General features: G+C 70.4%; 12 protein-coding genes. 1 reads left to right on the top strand and 11 read right to left on the bottom strand.

All coding sequences use genetic code 11. From position 1 onward, the window contains the following. Positions 1–73: 73 nt before the first annotated feature. The 7 genes from DFQ15_RS15810 to fliF form a co-directional block, all read right to left on the bottom strand. On the bottom strand, positions 74–679 hold the full coding sequence (locus tag DFQ15_RS15810) for a flagellar basal body-associated FliL family protein (RefSeq protein WP_110466901.1): 606 nt from the start codon (positions 677–679) through the stop codon (positions 74–76). Positions 680–918: 239 nt separating this feature from the next. Next, positions 919–2,520, bottom strand: a complete 1,602-nt coding sequence (locus DFQ15_RS15805) for a flagellar hook-length control protein FliK (protein ID WP_233504555.1) — start codon at positions 2,518–2,520, stop codon at positions 919–921. After that, entirely contained in the window at positions 2,520–2,993 is a 474-nt protein-coding gene (fliJ, locus tag DFQ15_RS15800) for a flagellar export protein FliJ (protein WP_158529086.1), read from the bottom strand. Before fliJ ends, DFQ15_RS15805 begins: the two co-directional genes overlap by 1 nt. A gap of 159 nt (positions 2,994–3,152) precedes the next feature. Further along, on the bottom strand, positions 3,153–4,598 hold the full coding sequence (gene fliI, locus DFQ15_RS15795; protein WP_110466916.1) for a flagellar protein export ATPase FliI: 1,446 nt from the start codon (positions 4,596–4,598) through the stop codon (positions 3,153–3,155). A 4-nt stretch (positions 4,599–4,602) separates the two neighbouring features. Continuing rightward, positions 4,603–5,382: a FliH/SctL family protein gene (locus DFQ15_RS15790; protein WP_110466899.1), complete on the bottom strand. Its 780-nt coding sequence runs from the start codon at positions 5,380–5,382 to the stop codon at positions 4,603–4,605. Further along, positions 5,366–6,361, bottom strand: a complete 996-nt coding sequence (gene fliG, locus DFQ15_RS15785) for a flagellar motor switch protein FliG (protein WP_110466915.1) — start codon at positions 6,359–6,361, stop codon at positions 5,366–5,368. The genes DFQ15_RS15790 and fliG overlap by 17 nt, the downstream gene beginning before the upstream one ends. A gap of 156 nt (positions 6,362–6,517) precedes the next feature. Beyond that, complete coding sequence (gene fliF / locus DFQ15_RS15780) at positions 6,518–8,233, bottom strand: flagellar basal-body MS-ring/collar protein FliF (RefSeq protein WP_110466898.1); 1,716 nt, start codon at positions 8,231–8,233, stop codon at positions 6,518–6,520. Positions 8,234–8,407: 174 nt separating this feature from the next. Between fliF and fliE the strand changes: the two genes are divergently transcribed. Continuing rightward, positions 8,408–8,737 carry a flagellar hook-basal body complex protein FliE gene (gene fliE, locus DFQ15_RS15775; RefSeq protein WP_110466897.1) on the top strand — a complete coding sequence of 110 codons (330 nt, stop codon included), beginning with the start codon at positions 8,408–8,410 and terminating at the stop codon, positions 8,735–8,737. 424 nt (positions 8,738–9,161) lie between these two features. Here fliE and DFQ15_RS15770 read toward each other — a convergent pair whose 3' ends face one another. The 4 genes from DFQ15_RS15770 to DFQ15_RS15755 all read right to left on the bottom strand — a co-directional run. Beyond that, a complete protein-coding gene (locus DFQ15_RS15770) occupies positions 9,162–9,461 on the bottom strand; it encodes a flagellar protein FliT (protein ID WP_110466896.1) in 300 nt (99 codons plus the stop codon). Between the two features lies 1 nt (position 9,462). Then, complete coding sequence (gene fliS / locus DFQ15_RS15765) at positions 9,463–9,888, bottom strand: flagellar export chaperone FliS (protein ID WP_110466895.1); 426 nt, start codon at positions 9,886–9,888, stop codon at positions 9,463–9,465. 87 nt (positions 9,889–9,975) lie between these two features. Beyond that, the gene (gene fliD, locus DFQ15_RS15760) at positions 9,976–11,340 is read right to left on the bottom strand and encodes a flagellar filament capping protein FliD (protein ID WP_110466894.1); all 1,365 of its coding nucleotides are present in this window, start codon (positions 11,338–11,340) and stop codon (positions 9,976–9,978) included. Between the two features lie 170 nt (positions 11,341–11,510). Then, on the bottom strand, positions 11,511–11,626 hold a 116-nt coding region (locus tag DFQ15_RS15755), incomplete at its 5' end, for a flagellin (protein WP_267896161.1).

Here is an 11,626-nt window from a genome sequence, read left to right as displayed (position 1 = left end):
CGGCCCACCGGTGCCGCCCCCTCGCAGGGGGTGGGCGGCCACACGCAGTGGGCAAGCCTGGGGGTGGGCTTGATCATTGGATGATGAAGCTGGAGAAGAGCACGCCGCGCACCGGGTTGGGCGCCGACTTGGTCTTTTTCTTCTTCTTGGCGGACTTGGCCTTGGAGGCGTCGCCCTCCTCCTCGTCGGGCGGCACATAGCCCAGCGGCTTGCCGGCCTCGGCCATGATGTCGGCGGCCAGCTTTTCCTTGCCGTCGCGCTGCAGCAGCTCGGCCGCCGTACGCTGCGAGACAAGCATCAGCATCGCGCTGCGGATCGAGGGCATGTAGAGCTTCAACTGGTCGGCGACCTTGGCGTCGGCCACCTCGAAGGTCACGCCGATCTGCGCGAAGCGGTCGCCGCCCGGGTCGACCAGGTTGACCACCATGTTGTCGACCGGCAGGAAGGTGGGCGGCGTCCCGGGCTTGGCGGCCGGCGCGTCGTGGTGCGCCTCGGCGGCGGGGGTGCCGTCCTCTTCGTCGGCCTCGGCCGCAGCCGCGGCGCGGTGGGTGAACCACCAGGCACCCGCGCCGCCCGCGCCCAGCAAGACGACCAGTACCAGCAGGGCCAGGACCAGTTTCTTCTTGGACTTCTTCACCGGTGCGGCGGCATCGGTGGCAGTGGCGGCGGCTTTGGACACGTGGGGCCTTCCTCGGATCGGATCGGGTGGCTGCGGGTCACCCGGACGCGCGGCGCCCGGATTTTCTGCAGATGACGCGATTATTCGCCCTGGAGAGCCCGTCGGTCGGGCGAACAGGGATGGAAAACAGGGCTTTCACCCGTCACCGCCCCCCGCGCGGCCCGCGATTCGGCCGCCCGCCACCCTGCGCCGCGGCTGGTCGCCCCGAGCGAGGGCCGCTGCAAAGCGTTGCGCGCGCCCTACACGAACAGGTCGAGGCCCCGGCCCGCCACCGCGCCGGCCGGAGCCCGCGCCGTGCCGCCTGACGCCACGCCGTCGACCCCAGCGACCCCACCCGGCCGAGCGCCAGGGCCGTCCCGGCCGCCGTCGCGCCCATTGCCATTTCCGCTCCCGTTGCCGCCGTTGCCGGACTGCGTGGCGCCCCGCGCCTCCGAGCCGCCGATGCTCAGACCGGTCAGGTTCAGGCCTTCCTTCTGCAGCATCTCGCGCAGGTCGGCCTCGGCACCGCCCAGCAGCGCCCGGGCGTCGGCCTGATCGCTGCGGAAAGAGACCTGGGCGTCGGAGCCGGTCAGCGAGATGCGCACCTCCACCGGCACGCCGCCGAAGGCGTCGAGCGTCAGCTCGGCACTCTGCGTCTTCTGGTTGACCCAGTAGCTGACCTGGTCGGCCAGCCGGTCTTCGGCCGAGAGCTGGGCCGTGCCGTCCTGCACCGCGGTGGCGCTGGCGTCCGCCGCCGACACGCTGCGCCAGGCGGCCGCATCGCCGGTGCCGGAAATGCCGAAGCCGGCGGTGGGAGCGGCATCCGACGCACCGGCCGACGGGCGGTCGCCGCCGCCGTGGCCGCCGCGCGGCGTGTCGGCGCCGGCGGGGGCCAGCGACAGCAGGTCGGCGGCGGATAAGCTGCGGGCAGGATCGGCGCCGGTGCGCAGCGCGTCGCGTGCATCGGCGGCCACGCTGCCGGTGCCGCTCCTGGCGGCCAGGCCCGACAGGCCGGCGGCACCGGGCGCCGTACCGGTCGCCACCGCACCGACGGAATCGGCGCCGCCCGCGGTGCCGGCGTCCCGCGCCGCGCCGTTGCGGGCGAAGGCGTGCTGCATCTGCGCCAGAATGCTGGTGAAGCCGGCCAGGCCGGCGGCCGTCTTGCCGGCCGCGGCGGCTGCACCGTCTGTCGCGGTGCCGGTGCCTGCGGCGGCACCTGCGACCGTGGCTGTCAGGCGGGCGGCCGTGCCGTCGGCCCAGGATGCGTCCAGGTTCTGCAGCGGCGTGCCTGCCGCGCCGGTACCGACGGCCGTCGCGGCGAGCGCCGCGTGGGCGGCGGTGGCGGCGGCAGCGGCGGCAGAAACGTCGGCCTTCACCATCGCTGCCCGCCCGGCTTCGGCCGCTACGCCGGGCGCTGTCGTGCCGGCGGCAGCGACAAGGGAGCCAGCGCCGGTCGAGCCGACCGCCGCAGGAAACGCAATGCCGGTCGCCCCTGCCGGGCCGCCAGCCGTGTCTGCGGCCGCATCGCCCCCGGTGCCCGCCGGTGGCGGTGCCGGGCGGGCATCGGCCCACTGCGCGGCAGACAGGGCGACGGCGGCCGCATCGGGCTGCAGGCCGTCGGCGGCGGCGATGCCCAGCGCGCCCTTGCCCCGGCCGCGCGATGTGCCGGACGCCCCGGCGATGCCGGTGCCGTCGCCGGCCGCCGCGTCGCCTTCGGCGACCGCTTCTTCGGCACCGAAGCCGCCCAGCAGGGACGAGAAGGCGTCGGCCGGCGGAGATGCATCCACGCCGGCGGCACGCGAGGCCTCGTTGCGGACGGGGCGCGCGTGGGCCGCGGCGATGGGTTTCGATTCGATGGCCATCAGTCTTCTCCTCCAAATGCGGGTGTGGCCGCCAGCCGGCGCATCTGCACCGCGGCGAATTCGTCTACGTCCTTCTGGTCGCGGCGGGCCTGCAGGCGCTCGGCCTCCAGGTGCTTGCGCGCCACCACTTTCTGCAGGCTGCCCAGGCGCAGCTCGGTGTCGCGCAGCCGCAGCGCGCAGGCGTTCATCTGGCGTGCGTGCTGCGCCATCACGCCGCGCTGCATCTCCACCGTCTGGTAGAGCCGGGCCATGAACTGGTAGTGGTGCTGCATCAGTTCGGGCGAGGCCTGCACCTGGGCCTGCAGTGTCCAGCGGCTTTCGGCCTCGGAGGCGTAAATCTGCAGCTGGTCGAGCTGCTCCTGCGCGCCGCGTTCGGCGCTGCGGGCCTGCGACAGCTCGGCCGCGGCCAGGTCGCGCTGGCGCGTGGCCAGGTCGATGGCCACCTGCAGTCCGCCGTGCATCGGACTAGCCATGCCGCGCCTCCGAAAGGCATGGAGTGCCATGCCACGAAACCCACCCGGGCGTAGCAGGACCAGAGGCACCGCAGGGCCGGCTGTGCCGGACTGCCGGTGCCGCCCCCGGCGAGGGGGTGGGCGATGCGACACGCAGTGCGTGTAGCCTGGGGGTGGTCTTCATCCCACCACCGCCGCGAGGGCGTCCTGGCACTGTTCCATGGAGGCCGCCTCGTGCATGCCCTGCTGCAGAAAGTCGACCATCGTCGGCTGCAGCGCGATCGCCTGGTCGAGCGCCGGGTCGGAGCCCTGGGCATAAGCGCCGACCTGGATCAGGTCCTTGCCCTTCTGGTAGCGCGAATACACCGCCCGGAAGCGCCGTGCCGATTCGAAATGCTGGGGCGTGGCCACGTTGTGCATCACCCTAGATGCCGACTGCTCGATGTCGATCGCCGGGTAGTGGCCCGACTCGGCCAGCGCCCGCGACAGCACGATGTGGCCGTCGAGGATGGCGCGGGCCGCGTCGGCGATCGGGTCCTGCTGGTCGTCGCCCTCGCTCAGCACCGTGTAGAAGGCGGTGATCGAGCCGACGCCGTGCAGGCCGTTGCCGCTGCGCTCGACCAGTGCCGGCAGCTTGGCGAAGCAGCTGGGCGGATAGCCCTTGGTGGCGGGCGGCTCGCCGATGGCCAGCGCGATCTCGCGTTGCGCCATCGCGTAGCGGGTGAGCGAATCCATCAGCAGCAGCACGTGCTGGCCCTTGTCGCGGAAATACTCGGCGACGGCGGTGGCGTAGGCGGCGCCCTGCATCCGCAGCAGCGGTGGCGCATCGGCCGGCGCGGCCACCACCACCGAGCGGGCCCGGCCGTCCTCGCCCAGGATGTCCTCGATGAATTCCTTGACCTCGCGGCCCCGCTCGCCGATGAGGCCGACGACGATCACATCGGCCTCGGTGTAGCGGGCCATCATGCCCAGCAGCACACTCTTGCCGACGCCGGAGCCGGCGAACAGGCCCAGGCGTTGGCCGCGGCCGACGGTGAGCAGCGCGTTGATCGCCCGCACGCCGGTGTCGAGCACCTGGCGCACCGGGTCGCGCTCCATCGCGTTCAGCGGGCGGCGCTCCAGCGGCAGGGCCGGCGCGTTCTCCAGCGGGCCTTGGTGGTCGAGCGGCACGCCGCAGGCGTCGACCACCCGGCCGAGCAGGCCGTCGCCCAGCGGCAGGCGCAGGGCGCTGCTGCCGGCGTGGCGGGCGGCCTGCGCTTCGGCCTCGGTCTCGGGGCCCCAGCGCAGCGGCAGGGCCGGCGAGCGGGCGGGCTCCACCCGGGCGCCGCTGGACAGTCCCTGGATGTCGCCGGCCGGCATCAGAAACGCCCTGTCGTTCGAGAAGCCCACCACCTCGGCCAGCACCGGCGCCTGGCCGGGCATGCTGACATGGCACTGCGAACCCACCGGCACCCGGATGCCGGAGGCCTCCAGCACCAGCCCGGTGAGCCGGCTGAGCGTGCCGCGGCTGGCCAGCGGCAGCGGGGCCGTGGCGCGGGCCGTGGCAGCGGCGGCGAAGCGGGACCAGTGGTCGGCCACGTCCGCGGCGGCGTCGGCGGCGAGGGGGGATGCGTCGAGGGCGTGCATCGGGTCAGTCCGTGTCCTGCGGCGCGGCGGCGGCCGGCGCATCGTCGGCGGGCGGCATGCCGTCGCCCTCCCCTGCTTCCCACGGCACGTCCAGGCCGAGGGTGGCGACGGCGCCCTTCCAGCGCGCCGCCAGCCGGCCGTCGATCACGGTGCCGGCGGATTCGACCAGGCAATCGCCCGGGGCCAGCGTGGCGTCGCCCATCCAGGCGCACAGCACGCCGGCGAATTCTTCCTGCAGCGGTGCGCGCAGCAGCTCCAGGTCCTGCGGATGGAGCCGCACCACCGAGGGTCGGCCGTCGGCCGACAGGATACCCAGCGCCTCGCGGATCACCGGCTGCAGCGCGTGCGGATCGGCGGCCAGCTCGCGGCGCAGCACCTGGCGGGCCAGGGCGCAGGCGATCTCCAGCACGCTGTCGGCGATGCGCTGCTGCGACGCGTCCAGGCCCTGCTGGGCGGCGGCCACGGCCGATGCCAGCTGCTCGGCGGCGGTGCGGCCCTGGCCGTTGACGTAGTCGTCGAGCCGGGCGTTGGCCTCGCGGGTGGCGTCGGCGTGGCCGGTGGCGTAGCCCTCGGCATGGGCGGCGTCGCGCATCTGCTGCAACTGCTCCTGCACGGCGGGGCTGTTGGCCTCGTCCTGCAGGGCCTGCACCCGGGCGGCCTCGTGCTCGGCCGCGCGTACCGTCTCGTCGACCGAGCCGAACTGCCACTGCGCGACGCGCTGCCGCCCCATCTCCTCGCTGGGGATGAAGCGGGCATACCGGTTGCCGCTAGACGAAGCTGTCATCGCTGCCGCCTCCCAGCACGATCTGGCCTTCGTCGGACAAGCGGCGCACCGCCTTCAGGATTTCCTTCTGCTGCGCCTCGACCTCGGACAGCCGCATCGGGCCGCGCGATTCGAGGTCTTCGCGCATCGCCTCGGCGGCGCGGCTGGACATGTTGCCGAGGAACTTCTCGCGCAGTTCGGACGAGGCGCCCTTGAGCGCCACCACCAGGGTTTCGGTGGCCACTTCCTTCAGCACCAGCTGGACCGACTTGTCGTCGAGCTTGCCGACGTCGTCGAAGACGAACATCTTGTCCATGATCTTCTGGGCCAGGTCGGCGTCGTAGCCGCGGATCGCGTCGAGCAGCGGACCCTCGATCGCGGTGCCCAGCAAATTGACGATCTCGGCCGCGGTCTTGACGCCGCCGAGCGAGGTCTTGCGGATCTTGTCGCCGCCGGCAAGCACTTTGAACAGTACCTCGTTCAAATCCTTCAGCGCGGTGGGCTGGATGCCCTCCAGCGTCGCGATGCGCAGCATCACCTCGCCGCGCTGGCGCTCGGTCAGATGCACCAGCACGCCGGCCGCCTGCTCGAAATCCAGGTGCACCAGGATGGCCGCGATGATCTGCGGATGCTCGTTGCGCAGCAGCTCGGCCACCGACATCGGGTCCATCCACTTCAGGCTTTCGATGCCCGAAACGTCGCCGCCCTGCAGGATCCGGTCGATCAGCAGCGCGGCCTTGTCGTCGCCCAGGGCGCGCTTGAGCACACTCCGCACGTAATCGCCGGTGTCGGACACCAGCAGGCTCTGCTGGGCCGCGGCGTCGGTGAACTTGTTGACCACCTCGTCGACCCGGTCGCGCGAGACGTTGCGCATCCGGGCGATCGTCTCGCCCAGCTTCTGCACCTCTTTCGGCGAGAGGTGCTTGAACACCTCGGCCGCCTCCTCCTCGCCGAGCGACATCAGCAGAATCGCCGCGTCGTTGAGTCCCTGGTCGTCCATCATTCGTCCTTCGCAGTCGCCACAGGCGCCATGATGCACGCGGCGGCCGCGCCTTCCCTACCAGGGGCACCGTGGATCCGGCTCCGCCGGTCCACCGGTGCCGCCCCCGGCGAGGGGGTTGGCGAAGACGCGCAGCGCGCAGCCTGGGGGAGAGCGCTAGTTAGGCACATCGCCACTGACCCAACCCTTGACGATGTTCGCGACCGCGATCGGATTGCTCTTGGCCAGCTGCCGCGCATCCTCCAGCCGCACCTGCTCGATCGTGGCCGGCTGCAGGGTGGCGACCGACGACTCGGGTGGCGGCAGGGCGGCGCGCGGCGGCGTGTCCTCGACCACGGCGCGCAGTTGCGGCTGCGCCGTGGCAGGTGCCGGCAGCGGCCGGCCGACGGCCTTCAGCGCCGGCCGCACGAAGCCCATCAGCACCACCATCGCCAGCACCAGTGTGCCCACCGGCCAGGCCATGCTGCGCACCAGCTCCAGCACCTGGGGCTGCTTCCAGAGCGGCAGCTCGGAGGTGTCGGAGGCTTCCACCAGGAACGGCGTGTTCATCAGGTTGACCGAGTCGCCGCGCTCCTTGTTGAAGCCGATGGTCTCGCGCACCAGGGCGGTCATCTGCTCGATCTGCTGGGCGCTGAGCGCCTGGGAGCCCGGCTTGGCGGCGGCACCCGGCGCGACCGGCAACGGCTGGTAGTTGACGACCACCGCCGCGCTGAGCCGGCGCACCGCGCCGCTGCCGCCGCGCACCGTCTTGACCGTCTTGTCGACTTCGTAGTTGGTGATCGACTCGCGCTTGCGGTCGCCGCCCGCGGCGGCGGTGGCGGGCGCTCCGGGCGTCAGGGCCTGGGCCTGCCCGTTGATCGGCGCGGCCGGCTGCGCAGGGGGCTGGTTGGTGGTGGCACCGGGAACGCCGCCGGGCGGCGTGGCGCCGGCGCCGGTGCTCTCGACCACCTGCTGACTGCGGATCGCGCCGGCTTCGGTCGCCTGGTTGGGGCGGTGCTGCTCCGAGGTGGATTCGGTCTGCGAGAAATCGATGTCGGCCGTGACCTGGGCCTTGACGTTGCTGCGGCCCACCACCGGCTCCAGGATGTCCAGGATGCGGCGGCTGTAGAGGGCTTCGAGCTGCTGCACGTACTGCAGCTGCTGGGCGTCGCCACCGCCGGCGCCCGCACCGGCCGAGCCGTCGGGCGGGTTGGAGAGCAGCTTGCCGGTGTCGTCCAGCACGCTGACCGCGGTGGGCGACATCTCGGGCACGCTGGAGGCGACCAGGTGCACGATGCCAGCGATCTGCGCGCGGTCGAGCACCCGGCCCGCGTTGAGGGTGATCAGCACCGAGGCAGAGGGCTTCTGCTGCTCGCGGAAAAAGCCGTTCTGGTTGGGCAGCGCCAAGTGCACCCGGGCGCTCTGCACCGACGAGAGTGCCTGGATCGAGCGCGTCAGCTCGCCTTCGAGCCCGCGCTGGAAGGTCAGGCGCTCCTGGAACTGGGTCATGCCGAAGCGGTTGCCCTCCATCAGCTCGTAGCCGGCGACCGAGCCCTTGGGCAGGCCTTGCGAGGCGAGGCGCAGGCGCAGGTCGTGCACCCGGTCGGCCGGCACCAGGATGGCGCCGCCGCCCTCGGAATACTTGTAGGGCACGTTCATCGTGGTGAGCTGGGCCACGATCGCGCCTCCGTCCTTGTCGGCCAGGTTGGAGAACAGCACCCGCCACTCGGCCTGCCGCCCCATCACCATCCCGACGATCGCCACCACCACCAGCAGCGCCACGCCCAGGCCCAGCCGCATGCGCTGGCCCCGGTCGAGAGCGGCGAGCTTCTGCGACCACGCCGGGGCGGTGGGCACGAGGGGAGCGGCAGGGAGTTCGGCGACGGCGGACATGCGGGCTTTCCGGTGGACCAGACGCGGGAATCGCGTTCTGGACGTCACGGATTATTCGGCCCGGGCCCGCCGCCGTTGCCGGGATAAGGCGCGGTTTCGCCCCGCTATTCCAACTCGGCAACGCAGCGCGAAACTTTAGGATCGCTTACATCCCGAAATGAACGAGGACTTCCCATGGACCTGCGCATCGCCTCTGCCTCCCTTCCCATCGCCAGCCCTGCCGTGGCTGCCGCCCGCGCGGCGGCCACCCAGGCGCGCCAGGGCGTGGAAGGAGCCGAGGGCGGTGGCTTCGGAGGCGCCCTGCGCGGCGCGCTGCAGTCGGTGAGCGCCGCCCAGAACGAGTCGAGCAGCATGCAGCGAGAAGTGCAGATGGAGAACCCCAACGTCAGCCTGGAGCAGACGATGGTGGCGATCCAGAAGGCGCAGATCGGCTTCCAGGCCACGCTGCATGTGCGCAACCGGATGGTGCAGGCGTATACCGACATCATGAACATGCAGGTCTAGCACACCTCCAGGCTTCTCACGCCGCTGCCGCGGCGTGTAGTTCGCCACCCCCTTGCAGGGGGCAATGCCGGCGGACCGGCGGAGCCGGATCCTCGGCATTCTGGGGAAGGCCGGTGCGCTGCTTTTTTCATAGCGCGTGGTCGGCGACTGGTGCCGGCTGGAGGCTGAATCGGCACTGGCTTTCTTCGCTTGATGCGAAGTGCGCGCAACGGCGCTGAGCCTGGACTTGGATGCAGACGGTGGCTGGGCGTAGCGTGGCGTGTCACGCGCGCTCCTGGGCGCTTCGTACCCGTCATCGACCTATTGCTCTCATTTTTATAGCTATTGGTCGTCTCGCAGCGCCGGCTGGAGCAGTATTTCGTTCGAATGCAATGCAAAAGGGCGCTGGTGGTACCAGCGCCCTTTTGGCTTGGAGCAACAAGGGTCAGTGGACCATCTGCGGCTGGCCGGCGACCAGGCGGTCGAACTGGGCGAGCCAGGGTTCGGCCAAGCAGCGAATCTCGGCGTCGTTACGCAGGATGCGCTGCATGATGCGGACCTTTTCGGAGCGATGCTCGGGGAGCAGTTCCTCGTCCTGGGCGCGAAAGCGGAGCTGTTCGATCAGCACGGCGCAGGCGCCTTCGTAGCGAACCACTTCCTCCCAGTCGCGGGCCTTGGCGGCGTCGAGCATCTTGCGGCTGCTGTTCTCGATGGCCTTGTAGTAGTCGATGAGCATTCCGGGCATCTCAGGCTCCCTGTTGGGCGGACAGTCGGGGAAGGGCCGTCGCCGGAGTGCCTGCGATACCGCGCCAGCCTTCGGCCAGGGTCTCGAACAGGGATTGCACTTCGGCCATCACGGCGTCGTCGTTGCGGAAGTTGGCCACCGTCAGGCGGCGAACGCTGTAGTCGTAGAGGCGGCGCAGGTTGGCCGCGATGTCGCCGCCCTGCTCGTGATCGAGGCCCATGCGCAGGCCTTCTTCGATCAAGCGGACCGCCCGGGCGATCTGCTCGCACTTGGCCGGCAGGTCGCCGCGCTGGAGGCTGGCACGGGCCATACGGACCGATTGCAGCAGGCCGTCGATGAGCAGGTTCACCAGCTGGTGCGGGGTGGAGCTGTCGATGCTGGCTTGGCGGTAGGTGGAGGCTGCGCGGGCGCTTGCGGGGGTAAACATGGTGTGTTTCCTGTGCTGGGTCTCTTGATTTAGTTATCGGTCGCTGCGCGGAAAAATAGAGGTTTTGTCGAGATTATTCGGAGCGGATCAGCTGCTCTTGTTCCAGTTGGTCACCTGCTGCGCGATGTAGCTGTTGAGCGAGGTGAGCGAGGCCATCTGCGTGTCGAGCGCGCTGTACTGGGCGTTCAAGCGCTTCTCCAGGGCCGCTGCACGTGCGTTGACCTTGCTCTGCTCGACACCGTTGCGCTTGTCGGCCGAGGTGAGCGCATCGGTCTTCGAGTTGAAGGTACCGTCGAAGGCCAGCATCTGCGTGGTCAGCGCCTTCAGTCGGACCGCCAGGCCTTTCGCGCTTTCGTCGGCGGAGGCGTTGGCGAACAGGTTTTTGACCCCGGCCGCGTCGGCCGCCAGGGACTTGTCGAGCTTGGCCGAGTCCACCTTCAGCGTGCCACCGCGCTGCACGGCGATGCCGATGTCCGACAGCGTAGCGAAAGCGCCGCCCGCGGTGCTCGACCCGATGACATTGCGCAACATGTTCTGCAGGTTCAGGGCGGTGGCGTCGCCCTGCAGCAGACCGGCGGTCTTGCTGTCGACGTCGTACTTCGTCGACGACGACACCAGGTCGTTGATCGCGTTGTAGGCGTCCACGAAGGTCTGGATGTTCTTCTTGGTGGTGGCCGTGTCCGACGCGACCGTGATGCCCACCGGACCGGTCGCGGTCGTCACTTTCGACGCGGTGAACTTCAGCCCCGAGACGACGTCCGCGAAATCGCGGGTGGCCGATGTGATGTCGAGACCGTTGAGCTTGGCCTTGGTGTCCTGCGCATTCTGGGTCGCGGTGAAGCCCAGCGCCCCTGCGGGCGCGGTGGCGAAGCCGCTGGAGGTGGATACGGTGAATGCCGTCTCGGAGCCGGTGGTGCTGCCGCGCAGCATCAGGCGCTGGCCGGTGCTGTCGGTCACCACCGTCGCCACCACGCCGGCGCCCGCGTCGTTGATCTTGCTGGCGATGCCGGCCAGCGTGGTGTTGTCGCCTTCGGTCAGGGTGATGTTGACGGCGTCTTTCGAGCCGACCTTGATCGCCAGGGTGCCCGCTCCGAACACCGTGGTGGCCGGCACCGCCACGCCCGACACGCTGGTCTGCGCCTGTGCGAGCTGGGACACCTCGAGGCTGTAGCTGCCGGCAGCGGCGATGCCGGTGACGGTGGCGTTGGCCGAGGCGGCGTCGGTGGAGGAGATCGACATGGCGTTCCAGCCGCTGTCGCGTGTCAGCGCCGAGGCGGCGTCCGCGAAGGTGGACACCAGCGACTTGATCTGCGAATAGGTGGATATCTGGCTCTGGATGGACGCTTCCTGCGTCTGCAACTTGGTCAGCGGCTGCTTTTCGATCGCCACGAGCTGGCTGACGATCGACTTGACGTCCAGTCCGCTGCCGAGGCCGATGGATGAGATTGCCATGTGTCTTCTCCCGAAACGTTGTCAGCGTGCGGCGTTTGCCGATGCCACGCGCAGGCATGGCATCGGCAAACCCGCGCACGGCGAAAATGCATGAGACGACAAAAAGCGGCAAAGGCACGGAGCCTTCGCCGCCAGAGCGGACGGGGATGCCGTCCGGTCGTCCATGCCGATCAGCCGCGCAGCAGAGTCAACACGCTCTGCGGCAGCTGGTTGGCCTGCGCCACCATCGCGGTACCTGCCTGCTGCAGGATCTGGGCGCGCGAGAGGTTGGCGGTTTCCTTGGCGA

The sequence above is a fragment of the Xylophilus ampelinus genome (assembly GCF_003217575.1).
Lineage (GTDB): Bacteria > Pseudomonadota > Gammaproteobacteria > Burkholderiales > Burkholderiaceae_C > Xylophilus > Xylophilus ampelinus.
Note: the sequence above shows the minus strand (reverse complement) of the source record. Positions and strands in the feature narration are given on the sequence as shown.

Excerpts from the sequence above, each read along its gene's own strand:
- DFQ15_RS15790 (WP_110466899.1), bottom strand. The coding sequence starts at position 5,382 with ATGACAGCTTCGTCTAGCGGCAACCGGTATGCCCGCTTCATCCCCAGC.
- fliS (WP_110466895.1), bottom strand. The coding sequence starts at position 9,888 with ATGTTTACCCCCGCAAGCGCCCGCGCAGCCTCCACCTACCGCCAAGCC.
- fliI (WP_110466916.1), bottom strand. The coding sequence starts at position 4,598 with ATGCACGCCCTCGACGCATCCCCCCTCGCCGCCGACGCCGCCGCGGAC.
- fliE (WP_110466897.1), top strand. The coding sequence starts at position 8,408 with ATGGACCTGCGCATCGCCTCTGCCTCCCTTCCCATCGCCAGCCCTGCC.
- fliD (WP_110466894.1), bottom strand. The coding sequence starts at position 11,340 with ATGGCAATCTCATCCATCGGCCTCGGCAGCGGACTGGACGTCAAGTCG.
- fliF (WP_110466898.1), bottom strand. The coding sequence starts at position 8,233 with ATGTCCGCCGTCGCCGAACTCCCTGCCGCTCCCCTCGTGCCCACCGCC.
- DFQ15_RS15805 (WP_233504555.1), bottom strand. The coding sequence starts at position 2,520 with ATGGCCATCGAATCGAAACCCATCGCCGCGGCCCACGCGCGCCCCGTC.
- fliJ (WP_158529086.1), bottom strand. The coding sequence starts at position 2,993 with ATGGCTAGTCCGATGCACGGCGGACTGCAGGTGGCCATCGACCTGGCC.
- fliG (WP_110466915.1), bottom strand. The coding sequence starts at position 6,361 with ATGGACGACCAGGGACTCAACGACGCGGCGATTCTGCTGATGTCGCTC.
- DFQ15_RS15770 (WP_110466896.1), bottom strand. The coding sequence starts at position 9,461 with ATGCCCGGAATGCTCATCGACTACTACAAGGCCATCGAGAACAGCAGC.